Genomic DNA, 22,050 nt, shown 5'->3' with positions numbered 1-22,050 from the left:
TCCGTCCGCGGTCCGGTCTTCCGAGCCAGCACATGGGTCGTCATCCGAACGTGAACGAGTAGGCGTCGACTCCGGCCGACACGGTGACGGTGAGAGTGCCGGATGCCGCGGCATCCGTTCGGACGAGGAGATACGAGCGCGGCACGCCGGAGACCTCGATGCGACGCGCCTCGCCGCTGCCGTCGTCGATGGTCACGGATCCGGTGCCGCCGAGCACCATGCGGACCTCGCGTCCGGTGTACGACAGGCGCACGCGGGCGGCGTCGTCGGCTGGAGCGATCGACTGGGTGTCGAGCGCCCACGCGCCGTCGAGCGCGAAGGCGTCGGCCGGCATCCGCTCGGGGAACGCGAATGCGGTGGTCGCCCGCCGGTAGGGTTCCTCGCCCGCGAAGTTGACCTGCTTGGTGGTGCCGAGGAACGTCTCGGGCGTCGTGGAACCGGCTTCGGGGGTGTCGTCGGCCTGCTCGGTGGCCGCGGGCAGTGCGACCGCGGGATCGGCCTGCACCAGCAGCTCGCGGATGAGGCCCTCGGTGGCGACGTAGTTCCCCTCGCCGAACGAGATGTGCCGCACGGTGCCCTCGGCGTCGATGAGGTAGTGCGCCGGCCAGTACCGGTTGCGGTAGTTCGTCCAGGTCGCGAGCGAGTTGTCGAGCCCCACCGGGTAGTCGATGCCGAACGCGGCGATGCCGGCCGCGACGTTGCGCGGCTCCTTCTCGAACGCGTACTCGGGCGAGTGGATGCCGACCACCGTGAGGCCGGCGTCGCGGTACGCCTCGTCCCACGCCACGACGTGCGGGATCGAGCGCTGGCAGTTGATGCACGAGTACGCCCAGAAGTCGACGAGCACGACCCGCCCCCGCAATCCGGCCAGGTCGACGGCCGCGCCGTCGTCCGTGTTGAACCACTGCTGGATGCCCCGCAGCGACGGGGCCGTGCCGCACGACTCGAGCTCCGCCGCGCCGTTCGTGCACCGGTCGAGCTCCGCGTTCTCGTCGGTCACGAGGCCGCCGAGGTCGAGCGCACGGGTGACCTCCTCCGAGTCGGCGAGCTGGTCCTGGAAGGCGCTCGTGTAGTCGGGCACGAGACGCTGCAGCAGTTGCGGCAGGTTGAGCACGAGACCTGCCGCGAGCGCGATCATCACGACGCCGCCGGCGATGCGGATGCCGCGCTGGTGCGTCCGGAAGGTCCGCACCCGCTCCGCGACCCGCCGGCCCGCGAGCGCGAAGACGAGCAGCGGCAGCGCGGCGCCGACCGCGAACGAGACGGTGAGCACCACGGTCTCGACGCCGATGCGGCCGGTGGATCCGGCGACCGTGATCGCGGCCAGCACGGGCCCGGCGCACGGCACGTACACCGCGCCGAGGGCGAAGCCGAGCGCGAACCCGCCGCGCTCGGTGCCGACGTCCTTCCGCGGGATCCACGAGAACGGCTTCTCGAGCAGCTCCTCGAACCGCGGCACGATGAGTCCGATCCCGATGAGCACGAGCACGACGATGCCCGCCCAGCGCAGCACGTCCTGCGGCAGTCCGAGGAGGCCCAGCACGAGCGAGCCGACGAGGGTGAAGACGCTGAAGCTGAGGACCAGCCCCGCGATCACGAGGTAGGGACGCCAGCGGCTCGCCTGCGGGGCATCCGTCGTGCCCCTCGCGCTCTGCGCGCCGCCCGAGAGGAAGATCACCGGGAGCACCGGGAGGATGCACGGCGAGATGCCGGTGATGAGGCCGCCGAGGAGGCCGATGAGCGCGAGCGTGATCACGGAGGTCCTGCTTTCTCGAGGTCACCCGTGATTCGCAGCGGTGCGCGGATGCGATTGGTCGCCGTCGGTTCCAATCCGGTCGGTGCTCGGTCTCGAATCCCTCGCAACGGCCCAGCTCGTGGCCGCCTGACGAAGGAGTGAACCGATGCGATCCTCAACCCGCAGCACCCGAGCGGCCCTCGCCGCCTGTTCCGTCGTCGCCCTCGCGATGCTCGGCCTCTCGGGCTGCAGCATGTCCGGGGGGAACGCCGCCGAGAGCGACGCGCCGGCCATGACCGAGTCCGCCGAGCCGACCGAGGAGGCCATGGAGATGGACCCCGCGGCCGACCTGGTCGGTCCCGGTTGCGCGGCCTACGCGGAGCAGGTGCCCGACGGCCCCGGCTCGGTCGTCGGCATGTCCACCGACCCCGTTGCCGTCGCGGCGTCGAACAACCCGCTGCTCACGACCCTCGTGGCCGCGGTCTCCGGCCAGCTGAACCCGGACGTGAACCTCGTCGACACCCTGAACGGCGACGAGTTCACCGTGTTCGCGCCCGTCGACGACGCCTTCGCGAAGATCGACGCCGCCACGATCGAGTCCCTGAAGACGGACTCCGCGACGCTCACGTCGATCCTCACGTACCACGTCGTTCCCGGACAGCTCTCGCCCGATGAGGTCGTCGGCACGCAGACCACCGTGCAGGGCGGCACCGTCGAGGTCACCGGCTCCGGCGACGACCTGAAGGTGAACGACGCGGCGGTGATCTGCGGCGGCGTGCACACGGCGAACGCCACGGTGTACCTGATCGACACGGTGCTCATGCCGATGTGACCGTGCGGCGGCGCCATCGACGCGGGCGGCCACGACGGGGGGACCTCGTGGCCGCCCGTCCGCGTGCCTGCCGACCGGCCCGCTCCCCCGGTCGAGCCCCGCACCACCGGCGCCCACTCGCAGCAGTCTCGAAGGCGGATGCCGCAGGCTGGAGGCCGCGACCCGACGAGTGGACGGAGCCGACATGGTGTGGAGCATCGTGCTCGACGTGCTGCTCGTGCTCGTCTTCATCGGCGCGGTCGTGAACGGCTACCGATCGGGCCTGCTGCGCACCGCCGCCGGGCTCGTCGGACTCGTCCTCGGCGGCATCGCCGCGTACTTCGTGATGCCCTGGGTGGCGAACCTCATCCCGGTGCCCCAGTGGCGCGCACCCGTCGCGGTGCTCACCGCGCTCGTGCTGCTGTCGCTCGGCGCGTGGCTCGGCGCGGTCGTCGGCCGCGCGCTCCGGCACGGCGCCGAGGCCGCGAAGCTCGCCGTGATCGACCGCATCCTCGGCGCGATCGGCAACCTGCTCGTGACCGCGTTCGTCGTGGCGCTCGTGGGGTCGGGCATCTCCGCGATGGGCGTCCCGGTGCTCTCGCCCACGGTCGCGGGTTCCCGCGTGCTCTCGACGCTCGACCTCGTCACGCCGGCGCCGGCGCGCACGCTGCTCGCGGAGCTGCGCACGGCCGCACTCGGCGAGGGCATCCCGTGGCTGGTCGAGGTGCTCGAGGGCCCCACCGAGGCGCCCCAGCTGCCCGCCGGCGGCCTCGACGACGGCGCCCTCGCCGCTGCGTCGAACTCCGTGGTGCGCATCACGGGGACCGCGTACCAGTGCGGCAGCAACCTCTCGGGCAGCGGCTTCGTCGTCGCCGAGGACCGGATCGTGACCAACGCCCACGTGGTCGCCGGCGTCACCGAGCCGATCGTCGAGGCGCCCGGCCAGCCGGCCGTGCAGGGCCGCGTCGTCGCCTACGACGACGCGAACGACCTCGCCCTCATCGCGGTCTCGGGGCTGGCGACGCCGCCCCTCGCGATCGCCGAGCCCGCCTCGGGCGACGAGGTCGCCGTGGCGGGCTACCCGTTCGGCGGACCGCTCGAGGTGCGGCCCGCGCGGGTGATGTCGATCGGCCCGATCACGATCGAGGAGTCGGGCCGCACGTCGGTCCGCGACATCGTGACCCTCGCGGCCGACGTCGACCACGGCAACTCCGGCGGGCCGGTGCTCACCGGCGAAGGGTCGGTCGGCGGCGTGGTGTTCGCCAAGTCCGACTCGGTCGAGAACGTCGGCTTCGCCATCCCGGTGTCGACGCTGCGGCCGCTGGCCGACCAGGCGGCGTCGCTCGAGGAGCCCGTCGACTCGGGCTCGTGCCTCGGCTGACGACCCGTGGGCGAAGCGGCGTGAGCGGACGCGCCCGCGTCAGTCGGCGCTGAAGCCCTCGAAGCGGATGCCCCAGCTGAGCTGCCAGTCCTCGCCCGGGCCGAGCCAGCGGAGGCCGCGACCGGAGTTGAACGCCTCGGCGGGCGCCGTCATCGGCTCGACGGCGATCGCGACGTCGCCGTGCTCGCCGGGGAACTCGCGCGTCGTGAACACCTGCACGTAGTCGAACTCGTCGTCGGCCCAGATGGACACGCTGCGGCCGTCGGGCGCGGTGAGCGTGTGCAGCACCTGGCCGTCCTCGCTCGCGAGCTCGCCGAACGCGTCGTCGAGGTCGACGTCGCCCACGCGGCGACCCTCGCGGAAGTCCCACTCGGTGCCGTCGACCGGCACCTCGCCCGTGGGCAGGAGGCGGTCGTCGACCTCGATGTGGCTCGCGGCGTCGAGCCGCAGCGAGAGGTCGGCCGTCGGCACGCCGCCGATCTTCAGGTAGGGGTGCGAACCGATCGCCACCGGAGCGGCCTCGACGCCGAGGTTCTCCACGAAGTGGGTGACCTGCAGGCCGTCGGACACGAGCTCGTAGTGCACGGCCGTGCCGAGCAGGAACGGGTAGCCGAGCTGGGGGTAGATCACGGCGCGGAGCGTCACGGAGTCGCGTTCGCGCGCGATGGGCGTGTACTCGGTGTAGCGCAGGAGCCCGTGGATGGCGTTGTCGCGCGCGGGCTCGGTGATCGCGAGCTGGCGGGTGACGCCGTCGTGGGTCCACCGCCCGTCGCGGATGCGGTTCGGCCACGGCGCGAGCACGATGCCGGCGCCCATGGGCGGCGCCTGGTCCTCCCCGTAGGCGGGCACGAGGTCGATGCCGTTGATGCTGAGGGTGCGGATGCCCGCGGCCACCGCGGTGATCGTCGCCTTCAGGTCGCCGCTCGCGGTCGACGTCTCGAGCTCGAACTGCTCGCCCGTGGGAAGAGTCATGCGTCCACTCTAGGGTCTTGCGCCAGCTGCACCGCGAGCCCCGAGACCTCGAGCTCGGCGACGAGCGGCGTGGGCGCTGCGGCATCCGTCACGAGCACGTCGAACGCGTCGATCGGGGCGATGCGACCGAGGTGCACCTCGCCGAGCTTCGAGCCGTCGGCGACAACGACCGAGCGTGCTGCGGCCCGCAGCATGAGCGCCTTCACGGCCGCCTCGGGCAGGTTGGCGTTCGTCACGCCGTGCACCGGGTCGACGCCGTTGCAGCCGATGAACGCGAGGTCGACGTGCACCTCGTCGAGCATCGAGCCGGCGAGCGGATGCACCAGCGAGTGCTGCTTGGGCCGCAGCGTGCCGCCCGTGACGACGACGGTGAAGCGCGGGATCTCGTCCTCGAGCTCGAGCGCGATCGACAGCCCGTTCGTGAACACGACGAGGTCCTCGAGGTCGGTTCGGGCGCGCAGGGCGCGCGCGACCTGGAGGGTCGTGGTGCCCACGTCGAGGATGATGCTCTGACCGCTGCGCACCATGGCGGCCGCATGCTCGCCGATGCGTCGCTTGGGTTCGACGGATGCCGCGAGCGCCTCCTCGAACGACGGTTCGCGGTCGGGGCGCTCGGCCTCGACGGCCGACGAGAGCGGGACGGCGCCGCCGTGCACCCGGCGGATGGCGCCCTGGCGCTCGAGCGCGTCGAGGTCGGCGCGGGCGGTGACGGTGGTGACGCCGAACGCGGTGCTGAGCTCCGCGACGCGCACGAAGCCGCGCTCGGCGACCAGCGCGAGGGCCAGCTCGCGGCGCCGCGGCGCGTCGATGGGCGCGTTCGTCACGGCTGGGGCATGCGTCATACCGGCATCATGCGCGCCCACGGCGTACTTTGCAATACGAAACCCGGTTGTTTGCGAAACGAAAGTCGCGTATCGTGGCCGCGTGCAGACCCACCCCCGCATCGCCGTGCGCCCGACGAAGCTCGCCGACGGCCGCGAGCTCATCTACTTCGACGACGCCGACACACAGCTCCCGCCCGAGCGCGCGATCGACGCGCGAGCCCTCGACCCCCGGCCCGCGACCGCCCAGATGCGGCAGGACCCGCTCACCGGCGAGTGGATCTCGATCGCCGCCGCCCGGCAGAACCGCGTGTTCCTGCCGCCGGCCGACGCCGACCCCCTCGCGCCGCAGACGCCGACCAACCCGTCCGAGATCCCGAGCAGCTACGACGTCGCGGTGTTCGAGAACCGCTCGCCGTCGTTCGGGCCGGAGCTCGCCCCGGCCGACGCGTCGAGCGCCGACGCGCTGGCGGCCTTCCGCGAGGTCGGCCTCGAGCGCACGCGCCCCTCGGTCGGTCGCTGCGAGGTCGTCTGCTTCAGCCCCGAGCACGAGGGCTCCTTCGGCACGCTGAGCCGATCGCGTGCCCGCACCGTGATCGAGGCGTGGGCGCAGCGCACCGCCGCGCTGTCGGCGCTGCCGGGCGTCGAGGAGGTCTTCCCGTTCGAGAACCGCGGCCGCGAGATCGGCGTCACGCTGCCGCACCCGCACGGCCAGATCTACGCCTACCCCTACGTCACGCCGCGCACCGAGCGGCTCCTCGCGTCGATCGACGCCTACGGCCCCACGCTCATGGGCGACGTCCTCGAGCGCGAGCGCAACGGCCCGCGGATGCTCCTGAGCGGCGAGCACTGGACGGCGTTCGTGCCGTTCGCGGCCCGCTGGCCCATCGAGGTGCACCTGCTCCCCCACCGGCACGTGCCCGACTTCGCCGAGACCACGCTCGAGGAGCGCGACGAGCTCGCCGGGCTCTACCTGCGGCTCCTGCGCGGCGTCGACCGGCTCTACGACACCCCCACGCCGTACATCGCCGCCTGGCACCAGGCGCCCGTGCACGAGCACCGCGACGACGTGCGGCTCATGCTCCAGCTCACGAGCCCGCGCCGTGCCGCCGACCGGCTGAAGTACCTCGCCGGCTCCGAGGCGGCGATGGGAGCATGGATCGGGGACGTCCCCCCGGAGACGCAGGCCGAGGACCTGCGCCGAGCGATCGACGAGGTCGGAGAGGTCGAGGCATGAACGAGGTCGCCGAGGCGATGCACGGATTCGCCGAGTGGTACGGACGGCGCCCCGTCGGCGCATGGTCCGCACCGGGCCGGGTGAACCTCATCGGCGAGCACACCGACTACAACGACGGCTTCGTCTTCCCGTTCGCGATCGACCAGCGCACCGCCGTCGCCCTCGGCGACCGCGACGACCGCGTCCTCCGCGTCGCCTCGAGCTTCGCGGCCGAGCCGGTGCAGGTGCACCTCGACGAGCTCGCGCCCGACGCCGTCGACGGCTGGGCGGCGTACCCGCTCGGCGTCGCCTGGGCGCTCGGGGAGCACGGGGCCGACCTCGAGCACGTGCGCGGCGTCGACCTCTACATCACCAGCTCGGTGCCGATCGGCGCGGGCCTCTCCTCCTCGGCCGCCATCGAGTCCGCGGTCGCACTCGCCCTCGACGAGCACTGGGGCCTCAACCTCGACCGGCCCACGCTCGCGAAGGTCGGGCAGCTCGCCGAGAACCGCGTCGTCGGCGCCCCCACGGGCATCATGGACCAGTCGGCGTCGCTCCTCGGCGAGGCCGACGCCGGCGTCTTCCTCGACTGCCGCAGCCTCGACGCCGACGTGATCCCGCTCGGCTTCGCGGCGCACGGGCTGTCGCTGCTGGTCGTCGACACCCGGGTGGAGCACGCGCACGCCTCGGGCGGCTATGCGGCCCGGCGCGCCTCGTGCGAGGCCGGCGCGCGGGCGCTCGGCGTCGAGTCGCTGCGCGACCTCCGGCCCGACGACCTGCCGCGCGCGCAGGCGCTCCTCGACGACGAGACGTTCCGCCGCGTGCGGCACGTGGTCACCGAGGACCAGCGCGTGCTCGACACCGTGCGCGCCCTGCGCGAGCGGGGCCCGGGCGCGATCGGGTCGTTCCTCGACGCGTCGCACGTGTCGATGCGCGACGACTTCGAGATCTCGGTGCCCGAGCTCGACCTCGCGGTCGAGACCGCGCAGGCCAACGGCGCCGTCGGCGCCCGCATGACGGGCGGCGGCTTCGGCGGTTCGGCCATCGCGCTCATCGCCGACGAGCTCGTGCCCGACCTGACCCGGGCGGTGCGCTCGGCGTTCGCGGAGCGCGGCTACCGCGAGCCCTCGGTGTTCACGGTGCACCCGAGCCAGGGCGCACGTCGCGACGCGTGACCCACTCGTCGGCGAGGATCCCGTAGGTGAACCCGTCGACCCAGCCCAGCTCGGCGTGCCACGAGTCCCTGACGCCATGCTGCTCGCGGCGCATGCCGAGCTTCTCCATCACGCGCCAGGAGGCGACGTTGTCGGCGAAGCACCCGGCCGTGACGCGGTGCAGGCCGAGCTCGCCGAACGCGAGGTCGAGCAGCGCGCGCGAGATCGCCGTCGCATATCCGCGGCCGGCGTGGTCGGGGTCGATGAGGTAGCCGAGCTCGCCCTCCCTGCGTCGCCACGGGGCCGCAGCGGACGGGCCGTCAGCGGCATCCGCGCCGTCGAACTGGCCCATCGCGTCGCTCACCTCGAGCGACCCGGTGCCGACGACCGCGCCGTCGACCACCGCGACGACCGCGTGGTCGTGGGGGTCGTCGGCGCCGGCCGACCATGCCCGGCGGTAAGCCTCGGGATCGACGGTGGTGCGCAGCAGCCAGCGCGTCACCTCGGGCCGGTTGCGCCACGCGAGCACCGCGTCGAGGTCCTCGTCGGTCGGCGGCCGCAGCTCGAGCACCCCGGCCGGTCGTGGCCAGGCGACGTGCGGCGTCACGCCGTGGCCGCGTTCGGCTCGACCGCGCGCGGTGTGCCGTCGGTGATGCGCACGAGCTCGTCGAAGGTCGTGGGGAACACCGTCTTGGCGTGGCCTGCCGCGGCCCACACCTCGTCGTACTGCGCGAGGTCGGTGTCGACGAACGTGCGAACCGGCGACGGATGCCCCACCGGTGCGACGCCTCCGATGACCTGGCCGGTGGCCGACTTCACGACCTCCTTCGACGCACGGCCGATAACGCCGCCGAGTTCGCCGCCGAGCCACTCGGTGTCGACCCGGTGCGCGCCCGACGTGAGCACGAGGATGGGCTCGTCGTCGAGCGTGAACACCAGCGAGTTCGCGATCTGGCCGACCTGCACGCCGAGGGCGTCGGCGGCGAGCTGGGCGGTGGTGACTGCGTCGTCGAACCACACCACCTCGGGCGTGACGCCCTGCGCGTGGAGCGCCTCGGTGACGCGGTCGACGGCGGCGTGCGATGGCGTGCTGGTCTGCTCGGCGGGCATGCGTCGATCCTACGGCAGGCCCGGCGGACGCGATTCACCGCGGTGGAGTAGGGTGCCCGCGTGACCGCCCAGCAGCCCTCACTCGCCCGGCGACTCGGGCTCCGCGACGCGATCGCGATCGGCCTCGCGTCGATGATCGGCGCCGGCGTGTTCGCGGTGTGGCATCCGGCGGCCGAGGCGGCCGGAGCCTGGCTCCTCGTCGGCCTCGCGGTCGCGGCGTTCGTGGCCTACGCGAACGCGAGCTCGACCGGCCAGCTCGCGGCACGCTACCCCGAGTCGGGGGGCGCCTACCGGTACGGGCGCGAGCGACTCGGCGCGTGGCCGGGCTTCCTCGCGGGCTGGGGGTTCGTGGTCGGCAAGACCGCGAGCTGCGCGGCGATGGCCATGACGGCGGCCGACTACCTGGTGCCGACGGAGTGGGAGCGCCCCGTCGCGGTGCTCGCGGTGGTCGTGCTGGCCGGCGTCAACCTCCTCGGGATCACGCGCACGGCGCGGGCGGCCACGATCATCGTGGTCGTGGTGCTGGCGGTGCTGGCGCTCGTGCTCGCGGCCGGCGCGACGCACCTGTTCCAGGCGGGCGTCGCGCCGCAGCAGGCCGCGGGCACGCCCGACGTCGGCTGGTACGGCGTGCTGCAGTCCGCCGGCCTCCTGTTCTTCGCGTTCGCGGGGTACGCCCGCATCGCGACGCTCGGCGAGGAGGTGCGCGATCCGGCGCGCACGATCCCCCGCGCGATCGCGATCGCGCTCGGCATCGTCGTCGTCCTGTACGCGGCGCTCGCGCTCGTGCTGCTGCTGGTCCTCGGTCCGGCGTACCTCGCCTCCTCGGTCGACGCACCGCTCGCCGACCTGGTCGTCGTGAGCGGCTGGGGATGCGCCGCACCCGTCGTGCAGGTCGGGGCGGCGATCGCCGCGCTCGGCGCCCTGCTCGCGCTCGTCGCCGGGATCGGCCGCACCGCGCTCGCGATGGCGCGCGACCGCGAGCTGCCCACGCCGCTGGCCACGGTGCATCCGCGTTCGCACGTGCCCTGGGTCGCCGAGGTGGTCGTGGCGGTCGCCGTCATCGCGCTCGTGCTCGTCGCCGACCTGCGCGGCGCCATCGGCTTCTCGAGCTTCGGCGTGCTCGTCTACTACCTGATCGCGAATCTCTCCGCCGTGACGCAGCCGCGCGAGGAGCGACGGGTGCCGCGGTGGCTCAGCATCGCCGGCGCGATCGGATGCCTCGTGCTCGTCGCCACCCTGCCGATCGAGGCGGTCGTGGGCGGCCTCGTCGTCTTCGCCGTGGGCGCGCTCGTGCGCCTCGTCGTCCTCGCGCTGCGCCGCCGTCGGGGATCAGGGACCGCCCGTCCCACCGAGGGGACGGACGCGGCCGAATAGGCTGGCGCCATGAGCGCAGACCCCTCAGCCCGCATCCTCACCATCGCCGGCATCCCGGCCCCGGTCGTCGACGACGACGCGTTCGTGGCCGCCGGCGCCGTGATCGTCGGGAACGTGCGCCTCGAGCCGGGCTCGAGCGTCTGGTACAACGCCGTGCTGCGCGCCGAGGCCGAGCCCATCGTGCTCGGCGCCGACGCCAATCTGCAGGACACGGTCGTCTGCCACGTCGACGCGGGCTTCCCGCTCACGATCGGACGCGGCGTCTCCGTGGGCCACGGCGCGGTGCTGCACGGCTGCACCGTCGAGGATGAGTGCCTCATCGGCATGGGCGCGACCGTGCTGAACGGCGCGGTCATCGGCTCGGGGTCGCTCGTCGCCGCCGGCGCCGTTGTGCTCGAGGGCACCGTGGTGCCGCCAGGGTCACTGGTCGCGGGCGTGCCCGGCAAGGTCCGGCGTGAGCTCTCCGACGCGGAGCGGGAGGGCATCCGCCGCAACGCCGCCGCCTACCTGCGGCACGTCGAGGAGCACACCGCGCCCGTCGACTGAGCCCGTGCGGCCGGTCGCGGCATCCGTCGCACCTTGCAGCCACCGGCGCAGCCGACGCGCACGCCGCACCGCGGTGCGAGCCGCGACGCCGAACGTCCACGCCACCGTGCCGACCGGATCGCGGTCGTAGTCGCCGAGCATGCGGCGCCGCTCGTAGGCGGTCCGGAGCGCGCCGCCGCTCGTGTCGTGACGGCGCTCGATCGGCCGCAGGGGCACGATCTCGCGGGCGGCGACGAGCGCGTCGAGCCGCCCGGTCCAGTCGTCGCCGTCGATGCCGTGGAAGTAGTTGTCGGCGGTCCACGCGGGTGCCGCGTGCCGGAAGCGGCCGGCGACGAGGTCGCGCGTCGAGCCGAACAGGCCCGAGCCCTCGAACACCGTGTTGATCATCGCGGGCGAGACGCCGAAGTCGTCGAGGAGGAGCACGGGGAGGTCCATCGCCACGGCCTCGAGCGCGGCCGTCGAGCTGACGGTCACGAGCGCGCCGGCCCGTGCGAGCTTCGCGGCCATGGGTCCATGCTCGACCACGAGGTTCGGCGGCGCGGCCGAGCCCAGCTCCTCGACGAGCTCGGCGTAGTCGTGCTCCTCGCGGTGGGTCTGCGCCTCGCCGCGCCGCGCACGCACCTTCACGATCACGCGCCGCTCGGGGTTCCGGCGGGCGTGCTCCGCGAGGGCCGCGAGCACGCGCACGCGATCCTCGAGCTGCGCGGGCACCTTCGCCTGGGCGGCGAAGACGACGTCGCCATCGGATGTCGCGGGCACGACCTCGCCCGTCGAGGCCGAGCCGCCCGTTGTACCCGAGGCGCCCGACGTGCCGGAGCCGCCCGACCTTCCCGAGCCGCCCCCACCCGCGCCGACAACCCCGCGCGCCCTCGTCGCGAAGAACGGCAGCGTCGCGAGCCCGAGCGCCGGGTCGACGCCGAGGTCGAACGCGTTGGCCTCGAACTCGCGCACCTCCCGGCGGCTGTGCAGCACGATGAGGTCGGTCTGCTCGCGGTAGATCACGGCTTTCGGCACCGCCGGGATCGTGAGCCCGGGGAACCCGCTGAGGAGCGCTGGCCGGTCGTCGCGGCGCTGCAGGAGGGGCGCGACGACGCGCACGAACGGTCCTCGGAGCGAGAGCAGCACCGCATGCGGCTGCGCCTCGTCGACGAGCGCGTCGAGGTCGTCGAGGTGGACGACGTGCACGTCGCCGCTCGTGAACCGTGTGCCGGCGAGCGCGTCGGCCAGCTGACGTCCGCTCGGCATCACGGGCGAGGCGACGATCACGAGCCGGGCCGTCCACGAATCGGGCAGCGTCGAGGCGAGCGCCGCGCCCCACTTCACGTAGGAGTCGGAGTCGGCGAGGACGAGGAGGCGTCGCGTCGCGGCATCCGCCCACTCGGGATCGGCCGCGATCGCGGCATCCGCCCGCTCGAAGCCGCCCGTCACGCCGGGACCCGGCGCAGCTTCGCCCGCGGGGCCTCCTCGCCGGGGAAGACGCGCTTCACGCCGTCGCCCATGGCCTCGCCGATGATGCGGATGTCGCGGACGAGGTGCTCGAGGCCCTGCGGCTCGAGCGAGGCGGCCTGGTCGCTGCCCCACATCGCGCGGTCGAGCGTGATGTGCCGTTCGACCGCGACCGCGCCGAGTGCGACCGCCGCGAGCGAGATCTGCAGTCCGCGTTCGTGCCCCGAGTAGCCGACGGGCACGCCCGGGAACCGGCCCTCGAGCGCCGGGATCATGCGCAGGTTGGCCTCGTTCGCCGGCATCGGGTAGCTCGACGTGGCGTGCATGAGCACGAGCCGCTCGGTGCCGAGCACGTCGACGGCTCGGTCGATCTCGTCGAGCGTCGACATGCCGGTCGAGAGGATCACGGGCTTGCCGGTCGCGGCGACGGCCTCGAGCAGCTCGAGGTCGGTGACCGACGCCGACGCGATCTTGTGCGCCACGACGTCGAGTCGCTCGAGGAACTCGACCGAGGGCACGTCCCACGGGGAGGCGAACCAGTCGACGCCCGCACGCAGCGCGTACGACGCGATCTCGAGGTACTCGGCCTCGCCGAACTCCACGCGACGGCGGTAGTCGAGGTAGGTCATGGTGCCCCACGGCGTCTCGCGGAGCACGTCGCGCATGTGCTCGGGCGTCGCGATCTCGGGCGTGCGCTTCTGGAACTTCACCGCCTGCGCGCCGGACTCGGCGGCCACGTCGATGAGCCGCTTGGCGATCTCGACGTCGCCGTTGTGGTTGAGGCCGATCTCGCCGATGACGTAGACGGGCATGCCGGGTCCGACGACCGAACGGCCGATGCGCACTGCTGACATTGGTCAGGCTCCTTCGAGGGCGGTGGTGAGGACGGGGGAAGCTGCAGCACGTGCGGCGACGACGGCGTCGGCGAGCTCGCGCACCGCGCCCAGGCCGCCGGCTCGCTCGAGCACGACGCGGGCGAGCCGCTTGACCTCGGGGATCGCGTCGGCGACCGCGACGGGCCATCCGACGAGCTCGAGCGCGGGCAGGTCGCCGCGGTCGTTGCCGAGGTACGCGATGCGGTCGAGGCGGATGCCGCGGGCGCTCGCCCAGTCGGCGAGCGCCGTCGCCTTGTCGGCGACGCCCTGTCGCACCTCGACGCCGAGCTTGGCGGCGCGGGCGCTCACGACAGGGTGCGTCTCGGCGGAGAGGATGAGCATCGGGATGCCGGCCTCGCGCAGGCGCGCGACGCCGTGCCCGTCGCTGCGGCTGACCCGCACGAACTCGACGCCCGCCTCCCCCACGATGGCGGTGTCGTCGGTGTGCACGCCGTCGAAGTCCGTGACGACGGCGTCGACGTCGATCGCGTGCGTCGGGCCGTCGATGAGGTTCGCGAGCGCCTGCGCGACAACGAGGTCGGCGGCGGTGTCGATCTCGACGCCGTGCAGGTCGGGCACGAGGTGCACGGCGATGCGGCCGAAGAACCGGTGCCGCGCCTCGCGGAAGCCGCTCGTGCGCACGGCGTAGAACGCGCCCGTCTCGCGGAACTCGGCCGGGCGGTCCTGCCGCCGCAGGCGGACGCCGGCGTCGTGGTTCACGCCGAACGCGCCGCGCGAGTTGCGGCCGTGCTCGTCGCGCCAGATGAAGGCGTGGCTCGGCACGGCTGCGAAGACGCTGTCGGCTTCGCCGTTCGCGACGGCCGTGACCGCCCCGTCGAGGTCCTCGGGCTCGATGAAGGGCGACGTCGCCTGGATGAAGAGCGTGACGGATGCCTCGTCCCGACCGCTCCCCCGCAACGCGTCGAGCGCGTGCAGCAGCGCCGACTCCGACGACGCGGTGTCGCCCGCGAGATCGGCGGGACGCTGCACGACGGACGCGCCCGCCTCGCGGGCGACGCGCGCGATCTCGCCGTCGTCGGTCGTGACGACGACGCGGCCCACGGTGCGCGCGGCACGTGCCGCGGCCACCGCCCGGGCGACGAGCGGGATCCCGCCGACGCGCATCACGTTCTTGCCGGGCAGGCCCTTCGAGCCGCCCCGCGCCGGGATGATCGCCACGGCGTGCGCGCGGTCGGCGCTCGGCTGGTCGCGGTCCATGCGGCGAAGCTATGCCGCGACGGTGGCGCGATCGTGCACGCGGGGTGAACGATCGATTGCGGGGTGGGGGACGGACGGAAAGGCGCGCCGATCGAGCGAAATGGCCACCGGAACTCGGGGTCCCTTCGGTGATCGCGAACCACCCGCGATCGAGGCGATCGGAGCTGCAGAAAGCAGCTCGGTCCGAACCGGAAGACGAACGTATCCAGACCGGAAGACAAACCGCGTCGATCACCGAAAGGATCCATGCACATCGATAGAGTCACCTGGGTTCCAAATGAAAGGTGACGATGGACTTCAACGATGCACTCGCCGCTCTGGCGCAGAAGGTGCAGAACCAGAAGGATGCAATCCTCACGGAAGAGGCGACGAAGAACGCATTCGTCATGCCGTTCATCTCGACGGTCCTGGGCTACGACGTCTTCGATCCGCTCGAGGTGGTGCCCGAACTGACAGCCGACGTCGGCATCAAGCGCGGCGAGAAGATCGACTACGCGATCATGCGGGACAACGAAGTCCAGATGCTGATCGAATGCAAGAGTTCGACCGCGCCCCTGAAGCTCGAGCACGCGTCGCAGCTCTTCCGCTACTTCGCTGTCACGAACGCTCGCATTGCGGTGCTTACGAACGGCCAGAACTACCACTTCTTCACGGACCTCGACGCTCCGAACAAGATGGACGAGAAGCCGTTCCTGGTTCTCGACCTCCTCAACATCGATGAGTCCCTGGTCGGAGAGTTGAAGAAGCTCACCAAAGAGCGCTTCGACCTCGATTCAGTCATCAGCGCCGCAGGCGAGCTCAAGTACATCGGTCACATCAAGCGTGAGATCGCTGAGCAGTTCCGTTCGCCCTCTGATGAGTGGGCACGGTTCTTCATCGGCCGGGTCTACGACGGTTCGATCACGCAGAAGGTCAGAGACCAGTTCGCCCCGCTGGTCGCAAAGGCCAGTGCTCAGTTCATCAACGATCAGGTGAACGACCGCCTGAAGTCTGCTCTGCGAGGCAGCAATTACGCCCCTGCAAGCGAGACTGAAGCCGAAATCCCGAGCAAGGCGGTATCGGACCAGGATCTGGACCGAGACACGGAAATCGAGACGACACTTGAGGAACTCGAGGCCTACCAGATCGTGAAGGCGATCGCCTGCAGCGAAGTGAAGCCGCAGCGAATCTCGCAGCGCGACTCGAAGTCGTACTTCGCGATTCTGCTCGACGACAACAATCGCCGGCCTATCGCACGCCTTCACTTCAACTCGCGGAAGCAGAAGTACTTGGGTCTGCTCGATGAAGAAAAGGTGGAATCGCGCCATCCCATCGACGGTCTCGAGGACATCTATACCTACGCCGACGAGATCCGCGCTGCAGTCGCTCGATACAAGTAATCCGGATCTCACGCCGTACGGATCAGAAAGGGGTCGCAGCCGCTGGCTGCGACCCCTTCGTCAGTATCCTGACCAACCGCGACTAGCGGTTCAGGCGCTGCTCGGCCGCCTTCACGACGTTGGCGAGGAGCATCGCGCGGGTCATCGGGCCCACGCCGCCGGGGTTCGGCGAGAGGTGACCCGCCACCTCGGCGACGGCCGGGTCGACGTCGCCCGTGAGCTTGCCCTTGCCGGTCTCCTCGTCCTGCACGCGCGTGATGCCCACGTCGAGCACCGCGGCGCCCGGCTTGATCCAGTCGGGCTGCACGAGGTGCGGCACGCCCACGGCGGCCACGACGATGTCGGCGCGGCGCACCTCGGCGGCCAGGTCGGCCGTGCGCGAGTGCGTGAGCGTGACGGTGGCGTCGAGGCCCTTGCGGGTGAACAGCAGCCCGAGCGGACGACCGACCGTGAGGCCGCGTCCGATGACCGTGACGTGACGGCCGCGGATCGGCACGTCGTAGCGGCGCAGCATCTCGACGATGCCGGCGGGCGTGCACGGCAGGGGCGAGTGCAGCTCACCCTCGATGCCGAGCACGAGCCGGCCGAGGTTCGTCGGGTGCAGCCCGTCGGCGTCCTTGTCGGGGTCGATGAGCTCGAGCATCGCGTTCTCGTCGTGGCCCGGGGGCAGCGGCAGCTGCACGATGTAGCCAGTGACCGCCGGCGAGGAGTTGAGGTCCGTGATCGCCGCCCGCACGTCGGCGGTGGTCGCCGACGACGGGAGGTCGATGCGGATCGACTCGATGCCGACCTCGGCGCAGTCGCGGTGCTTGCCCGCGACGTACGACCGCGACGCCGGGTCGTCGCCCACGAGGAGCGTGCCGAGTCCCGGCACGACCCCGTGGGCGCGCAGCAGCGCGATCCGGCTCTTCAGCTCGTTCTTGACGGACGACGCGGTGGCGACGCCGTCGAGGGTGATCGCCGTCATGCCGCTCCCTACTGCTGGAGGCCGGGGTAGAGCGGGAACTCCGCCGTGAGCGCCTCGACGCGCGAGCGCAGCGCCGCGACATCCGCCCCGCCCTGCAGCGCGAGGGCGATGATGTCGGCGACCTCGGTGAACTCGGCGTCGCCGAAGCCGCGGGTCGCGAGCGCGGGCGTGCCGATGCGCAGGCCCGAGGTGACCATCGGCGGGCGCGGGTCGAACGGCACGGCGTTGCGGTTCACGGTGATGAGCGCGTCGTGCAGCAGGTCTTCGGCCTGCTGGCCGTCCATCGCGGAGTTGCGCAGGTCGGCGAGCACGAGGTGCACGTCGGTGCCGCCCGTGAGCACGTCGACGCCGGCGGCGCGCGAGTCGTCGGCGGTGAGGCGCTCGGCGAGGATCTGCGCGCCGCGGATGGTGCGCTCCTGGCGGTCCTTGAAGTCGGCGGATGCCGCGATCTTGAACGCCGTGGCCTTGGCCGCGATGACGTGCATGAGCGGGCCGCCCTGCTGGCCCGGGAACACGTTGGAGTTGAGCTTCTTCGCGAGCTCCATGTCGCGCGCGACGATGAAGCCCGAACGCGGGCCGCCGATCGTCTTGTGCACGGTCGACGACACGACGTCGGCATGAGGCACGGGCGACGGGTGCAGGCCCGCGGCCACGAGGCCCGCGAAGTGCGCCATGTCGACCCAGAGCTTCGCGCCGACCTCGTCGGCGATCTCGCGGAACGCGGCGAAGTCGAGGTGACGAGGGTACGCCGACCAGCCGGCGATGATGACCTGCGGCTTGTGCTCGCGGGCCTTGTCGCGCACCACGTCCATGTCGACGAGGAACGTCTCGGGGTCGACGCCGTAGGACACGGCGTTGTAGAGCTTGCCCGAGAAGTTGAGCTTCATGCCGTGCGTGAGGTGGCCGCCGTGCGCGAGCTCGAGGCCGAGGATGGTGTCGCCCGGCGTGGCGATGGCCGACAGCACGGCCGCGTTGGCGGTGGCGCCCGAGTGGGGCTGGACGTTCGCGTACTCGGCGCCGAAGAGGCTCTTCGCGCGCTCGATGGCGAGCGACTCGGCGATGTCGACGAACTCGCAGCCGCCGTAGTAGCGACGGCCGGGGTAGCCCTCGGCGTACTTGTTGGTGAGCACCGAGCCCTGGGACTGCAGCACCGACACCGGGACGAAGTTCTCGCTCGCGATCATCTCGAGGTAGTCGCGCTGGCGTCCGAGCTCGAGCTCGAGAACTTCGGCGATCTCGGGGTCGACCTCGGACAGCGGGGCATTGAAGACGGATTCGGCCAAGACTGGCTCCTTATGACATGCGGACCTGAAGGGTGCTGCTGCGAGCGCGACTCGCGCGGCAGCAGGCGCACCGGCCCAGGCGTGCGGTCGGTCCGTGCCAGTCGCTCCCCGATGGGTGCCCATCTCAACGCCAGTCGCGACGGTGGCAAGCATAGCAACGGATGCCGCGCGCGGCCGTGTCGGCGGCATCCGCACCCGTCATCCGGCGACGCTGTCATTCGACGTCGAGGCGTGGCAGGATGGTGGACGCACATGTTTGTTAGGACTCCTGCCTTATCGGTGGGGGACCGTCGCGTCGGATGGTCCGGCCCGACGCCGGCCGCCACGACCCAGGGGACGCATGCATCGACGCACCGCCCGCCGAGGCACCGCCGCACTCGCCGCCGTCGCGGTGGCCGCAGCCGTGCTCGGCGCCCTGACCGCCTGCACCGCACCAGAGAACGGAGACGCCGTGACCGGCATCGTCCCCGCCCCCACGTCCGCCGAGTACCCCGACGCGGCGCCGTTCCGGCTCGACGCGTCGTCGCGCATCGTCGCGTCGGGCGCGGGCGCCGCTGCAGTCGCGGACGTGTTCGCCGAGCAGGCGCGGCGGGCCACCGGGTTCGAGCTGCCGGTGGTCGACGCGGAGGACGGGGCATCCGCTTCGGCTCGCGCCGATCTCGAGTTCGTCGTGGCCGCCGGAACGGCGCCCGACCGCGCCGAGGAGGGCTACGTGCTCGAGGCCGGCGACGACGGCCTACGGATCGCGGCCGACACGGCGGCGGGGCTGTTCCGGGGCACGCAGTCGCTGCGGCAGCTGCTGCCCCCGGCGATCGAGCGCACGGATGCCGCGGGCGGCGAGCCCGACGGCGGATGGACCGTGCCCGCGGCATCCGTCGCCGATGCGCCCCGGTTCGCCTACCGCGGTGCGATGCTCGACGTCGCGCGGCACTTCTTCCCCGTCGAGGACGTGCTCGCCTACCTCGACGCGATGGCGCTCGTGAAGCTCAACGTGCTGCACCTGCACCTCACCGACGACCAGGGCTGGCGCCTGCAGATCGACTCGTGGCCCGAGCTCACGGGGATCGGCGCCTCGACGTCGGTCGGCGGGGACGGCGGCGGCTTCTACACGAAGGACGACTACCGCCGCATCGTCGACTACGCCGCGGCCCGCTTCATCACGATCGTGCCCGAGCTCGACCTGCCCGGGCACACGAACGCCGCGCTGAGCGCGTACCCCGAGCTGAACTGCGACGGGGTCGCGCCCGAGCCGTACGAGGGCACCGAGGTCGGGTTCTCGTCGCTGTGCGCCTCGCCCGAGCGGGCCGCGGTGACGGATCGGTTCCTCGCGGATGTCACGCGCGAGGTCGCGGAGCTCACGCCCGGGCCGTGGCTCCACCTCGGCGGCGACGAGTCGCTCTCGACGAGCACCGAGGACTACCTCGACCTCGTCCGCCGCATCGGCGCGGCCGGCGCCGCGACGGGCAAGACCGTGATCGGCTGGCACGAGATGGGCGCGTCGCGGGAGCTGCCGCCCGGCACCATCGGGCAGTACTGGAGCTTCGTGGAGCCCGAGGGCGACGCAGTCGCGCAGACGCAGTCGTTCATCGAGCAGGGCGGACGCGTGATCATGTCGCCCGCCGACGTCGCGTACCTCGACATGGAGTACGTCGACAACCCTCAGGGGCCGCTCGGCGGCCGGCTCGGACTCGACTGGGCCAAGGGCCCGACGTCGCTCGACGAGGCGTACAAGTGGGATCCGGCGGCGGTCGTGCCCGGCATCGGCGACGACGAGCTCCTCGGCGTCGAGGCCCCGCTCTGGACGGAGACCATCCGCGCGCACTCCGAGGTCGAGTTCATGGCGTTCCCGCGGATCCTCGCGATCGCCGAGATCGGGTGGTCGCCGCGTCCCGCGTCGGACACCGGCGTGCGGGGCGACGGCGACATCGCGGAGTTCTTCGGGCGCGTGGCCGCCGTGGGGCGGCACCTCGATGCGCTCGGGGTCGCGTACCACCGCGTGCGCGGGGTGCCCTGGGCGGAGTAGGACCGACCGCATCGGACCCCCGAGGCCCGCACACGGCGGCGCAGCCTATACTCACCTCGAACCCGCGGAGGAGGCCGACGTGCAGCGTCGAACGGCATGGACGATCACGGCGGTGGCCGCGGCGACGGGAGCCGTGATCGCCGCCGGCGCACTGGTCGGCGCGTCGTGGGCGACGGTGCCGGCCCCGCCCGACATCGCGGTCGTTCCCCAGCCCGTGCAGATCTCCGGCGTCCGCGGCGACGACTACACGCTGGAATCCGGCACGCGGATCGTCGTGGACGCCGAGGACCCCGCCGCGGCCGGCACCGCGGAGCTCCTCGCCGCGATGCTCCGGCCGGCCAGCGGGTTCGAGATCCCCGTGGTCTCAGGCGAGGAGCCCCGGACGGCCGACATCTCGCTCGTCATCGCGGACGACGAGGCGCCCGAGGGCCACGCCGACGAGGGCTACACGCTCCGCGTCGAACGCGAGGGCGTCCGCATCGGTGCCAGCGCCTCCGGCGGACTGTGGAACGGCGTCCAGACGCTCCGCCAGCTGCTCCCGGCGGCCATCGAGTCGGGCCAGCCGCTGGGCGATGCGATCGAGGTCGTCGCCGTCGAGATCACGGACTATCCACGGTTCGCCTACCGCAGCGCGATGCTCGACGTCGCGAGGCACTTCATGAGCATCGAGGAGGTCGAGCGGTACATCGACGACATCTCCATGCTCAAGATCAACACCCTCCACCTGCATCTCGCGAACGACCAGGGCTGGCGCATCGAGATCGAGGGTTGGCCCCTCCTCACCGAGGTCGGCGGGCAGTTCGAGGTGGATGCCGGTCCCGGCGGGTACTACACGCAGGAGGAGTTCCGCGGGATCGTCGACTACGCGGCGGCACGGAACGTCATGATCGTCCCCGAGGCGAACATGCCCGGCCACACGCACGCCGCGCTCACCGCCTACGGCGAGCTCACCTGCGACGGCGAGGCGCCCCAGCCGCACACCCTCGCCGCGGGCGGCGGCAGCTCACTCTGCCCGACGAGCCTCGCGGCCGAGCAGATGGCCGTCGACGTGGTGACGCAGCTCGCCGCCCTGGCCCCCGGTCCCTACGTGCACTTCGGCGGTGACGAGGTGTCCGGATACACCGACGACGAGTACATCTACTTCATGGGGCTGACGACCCAGGCGGTCGTCGACGCCGGCAAGATCCCGATCGGCTGGCAGGAGCTGGGCGTGTCCGACTCCCTGCCCGAAGGCACGATCGGACAGTACTGGGGCTACACCGAGCCGAACGAGTCGGGGATCGAGCTCGTGCACTCGTTCCTCGACCAGGGCGGTCGCATCATCATGTCGCCGCCCGACGTGGCCTACGTCGACCAGGTCTATCCCGACGACGCGTACCTCGGACTGGACTGGGCCCCGGTGCACGATGTGGAGGAGTCCTACACCTGGGATCCGGCCGACATCTTCGACGGCGTGGGCGACGACCAGATCCTGGGCATCGAGGCGCCGCTCTGGACCGAGACGGTCACCTCGATCGAGGACGCCGAGTACCTCGCGTTCCCGCGGCTCGGCGCCCTCGCGGAGGTCGCATGGTCGCCAGAGCCCGAGGACGGCGCCGGGCGCGACTTCGAGGAGTTCGCTCCGCGTCTCGTCTCGTTCCTCCAGCACTTCGAGGTGCTGGGGGTGAACTTCCACCGCTCGAGCGACCTGCCGTGGTGATCTGACGGATGCCGGCTGTCGCGCCGGCGAGCGCAGCCCC

General features: G+C 72.1%; 18 protein-coding genes and 1 pseudogene. 9 read left to right on the top strand and 10 right to left on the bottom strand.

Features of this window, described 5'->3' with window-relative positions; genetic code table 11:
- Positions 1 to 40: 40 nt before the first annotated feature.
- Positions 41 to 1,756, bottom strand: a complete 1,716-nt coding sequence (locus ACFVN5_RS06950; RefSeq protein WP_376954126.1) for a cytochrome c biogenesis protein DipZ — start codon at positions 1,754 to 1,756, stop codon at positions 41 to 43.
- Positions 1,757 to 1,901: 145 nt separating this feature from the next.
- Here ACFVN5_RS06950 and ACFVN5_RS06945 point away from each other — a divergent pair, with 145 nt between their 5' ends.
- Complete coding sequence (locus tag ACFVN5_RS06945) at positions 1,902 to 2,567, top strand: fasciclin domain-containing protein (RefSeq protein ID WP_376954124.1); 666 nt, start codon at positions 1,902 to 1,904, stop codon at positions 2,565 to 2,567.
- 184 nt (positions 2,568 to 2,751) lie between these two features.
- Positions 2,752 to 3,927: a MarP family serine protease gene (locus ACFVN5_RS06940; RefSeq protein WP_376954122.1), complete on the top strand. Its 1,176-nt coding sequence runs from the start codon at positions 2,752 to 2,754 to the stop codon at positions 3,925 to 3,927.
- 39 nt (positions 3,928 to 3,966) lie between these two features.
- Here the strand turns inward: ACFVN5_RS06940 and ACFVN5_RS06935 are convergent, their stop codons facing one another.
- Together ACFVN5_RS06935 and ACFVN5_RS06930 are read right to left on the bottom strand one after the other, a co-directional pair.
- A complete protein-coding gene (locus tag ACFVN5_RS06935; protein WP_376954121.1) occupies positions 3,967 to 4,899 on the bottom strand; it encodes an aldose 1-epimerase family protein in 933 nt (310 codons plus the stop codon).
- The gene (locus ACFVN5_RS06930; RefSeq protein WP_376954119.1) at positions 4,896 to 5,741 is read right to left on the bottom strand and encodes a DeoR/GlpR family DNA-binding transcription regulator; all 846 of its coding nucleotides are present in this window, start codon (positions 5,739 to 5,741) and stop codon (positions 4,896 to 4,898) included. Before ACFVN5_RS06930 ends, ACFVN5_RS06935 begins: the two co-directional genes overlap by 4 nt.
- An 82-nt stretch (positions 5,742 to 5,823) precedes the next feature.
- Here ACFVN5_RS06930 and galT point away from each other — a divergent pair, with 82 nt between their 5' ends.
- On the top strand, positions 5,824 to 6,957 hold the full coding sequence (gene galT / locus ACFVN5_RS06925) for a galactose-1-phosphate uridylyltransferase (protein ID WP_376954118.1): 1,134 nt from the start codon (positions 5,824 to 5,826) through the stop codon (positions 6,955 to 6,957).
- A complete protein-coding gene (galK, locus tag ACFVN5_RS06920; protein ID WP_376954116.1) occupies positions 6,954 to 8,111 on the top strand; it encodes a galactokinase in 1,158 nt (385 codons plus the stop codon). Before galT ends, galK begins: the two co-directional genes overlap by 4 nt.
- On the opposite strand, the gene ACFVN5_RS06915 is transcribed toward galK, so the two are convergent.
- Both ACFVN5_RS06915 and ACFVN5_RS06910 read right to left on the bottom strand, forming a co-directional pair.
- Positions 8,071 to 8,697 carry a GNAT family N-acetyltransferase gene (locus tag ACFVN5_RS06915; RefSeq protein ID WP_376954114.1) on the bottom strand — a complete coding sequence of 209 codons (627 nt, stop codon included), beginning with the start codon at positions 8,695 to 8,697 and terminating at the stop codon, positions 8,071 to 8,073. The genes galK and ACFVN5_RS06915 overlap by 41 nt on opposite strands.
- Entirely contained in the window at positions 8,694 to 9,200 is a 507-nt protein-coding gene (locus ACFVN5_RS06910; RefSeq protein WP_376954113.1) for a YbaK/EbsC family protein, read from the bottom strand. The genes ACFVN5_RS06915 and ACFVN5_RS06910 overlap by 4 nt, the downstream gene beginning before the upstream one ends.
- A gap of 60 nt (positions 9,201 to 9,260) precedes the next feature.
- Between ACFVN5_RS06910 and ACFVN5_RS06905 the strand changes: the two genes are divergently transcribed.
- Positions 9,261 to 10,574 carry an APC family permease gene (locus ACFVN5_RS06905; protein WP_376954112.1) on the top strand — a complete coding sequence of 438 codons (1,314 nt, stop codon included), beginning with the start codon at positions 9,261 to 9,263 and terminating at the stop codon, positions 10,572 to 10,574.
- 9 nt (positions 10,575 to 10,583) lie between these two features.
- Positions 10,584 to 11,120: a gamma carbonic anhydrase family protein gene (locus ACFVN5_RS06900; protein ID WP_376954111.1), complete on the top strand. Its 537-nt coding sequence runs from the start codon at positions 10,584 to 10,586 to the stop codon at positions 11,118 to 11,120.
- Positions 11,121 to 11,366: 246 nt separating this feature from the next.
- Here the strand turns inward: ACFVN5_RS06900 and ACFVN5_RS06895 are convergent.
- From ACFVN5_RS06895 to ACFVN5_RS06885, 3 genes and pseudogenes are all read right to left on the bottom strand, one after another.
- Positions 11,367 to 12,548 (bottom strand): annotated as a pseudogene (locus ACFVN5_RS06895) (DUF6716 putative glycosyltransferase); the annotation flags it as partial.
- Positions 12,545 to 13,420 carry an N-acetylneuraminate synthase family protein gene (locus tag ACFVN5_RS06890; protein WP_376954109.1) on the bottom strand — a complete coding sequence of 292 codons (876 nt, stop codon included), beginning with the start codon at positions 13,418 to 13,420 and terminating at the stop codon, positions 12,545 to 12,547. The gene ACFVN5_RS06890 and the pseudogene ACFVN5_RS06895, both read right to left, overlap by 4 nt.
- Before the next feature lie 3 nt (positions 13,421 to 13,423).
- Positions 13,424 to 14,659, bottom strand: a complete 1,236-nt coding sequence (locus tag ACFVN5_RS06885; RefSeq protein WP_376954108.1) for a cytidylyltransferase domain-containing protein — start codon at positions 14,657 to 14,659, stop codon at positions 13,424 to 13,426.
- Positions 14,660 to 14,949: 290 nt separating this feature from the next.
- On the opposite strand from ACFVN5_RS06885, the gene ACFVN5_RS06880 reads away from it, so the two are divergent.
- Positions 14,950 to 16,038 carry a type I restriction enzyme HsdR N-terminal domain-containing protein gene (locus ACFVN5_RS06880; protein WP_376954107.1) on the top strand — a complete coding sequence of 363 codons (1,089 nt, stop codon included), beginning with the start codon at positions 14,950 to 14,952 and terminating at the stop codon, positions 16,036 to 16,038.
- 82 nt (positions 16,039 to 16,120) lie between these two features.
- Here the strand turns inward: ACFVN5_RS06880 and ACFVN5_RS06875 are convergent, their stop codons facing one another.
- Complete coding sequence (locus tag ACFVN5_RS06875) at positions 16,121 to 17,005, bottom strand: bifunctional methylenetetrahydrofolate dehydrogenase/methenyltetrahydrofolate cyclohydrolase (RefSeq protein WP_376954106.1); 885 nt, start codon at positions 17,003 to 17,005, stop codon at positions 16,121 to 16,123.
- An 8-nt stretch (positions 17,006 to 17,013) separates the two neighbouring features.
- Positions 17,014 to 18,288, bottom strand: coding sequence for a serine hydroxymethyltransferase (gene glyA / locus ACFVN5_RS06870; RefSeq protein ID WP_376954105.1), 1,275 nt, complete (start codon positions 18,286 to 18,288; stop codon positions 17,014 to 17,016).
- Positions 18,289 to 18,628: 340 nt separating this feature from the next.
- Here glyA and ACFVN5_RS06865 point away from each other — a divergent pair, with 340 nt between their 5' ends.
- Together ACFVN5_RS06865 and ACFVN5_RS06860 are read left to right on the top strand one after the other, a co-directional pair.
- Positions 18,629 to 20,311, top strand: coding sequence for a family 20 glycosylhydrolase (locus tag ACFVN5_RS06865; protein WP_376954104.1), 1,683 nt, complete (start codon positions 18,629 to 18,631; stop codon positions 20,309 to 20,311).
- 79 nt (positions 20,312 to 20,390) lie between these two features.
- Positions 20,391 to 22,010 carry a beta-N-acetylhexosaminidase gene (locus ACFVN5_RS06860; RefSeq protein WP_376954103.1) on the top strand — a complete coding sequence of 540 codons (1,620 nt, stop codon included), beginning with the start codon at positions 20,391 to 20,393 and terminating at the stop codon, positions 22,008 to 22,010.
- Positions 22,011 to 22,050 lie beyond the last annotated feature (40 nt).

It is taken from the genome of Agromyces sp. NPDC057865, from assembly GCF_042796995.1.
Taxonomy (GTDB): Bacteria; Actinomycetota; Actinomycetes; order Actinomycetales; family Microbacteriaceae; genus Agromyces.
This window is presented reverse-complemented; position numbering and strand designations above follow the sequence as displayed.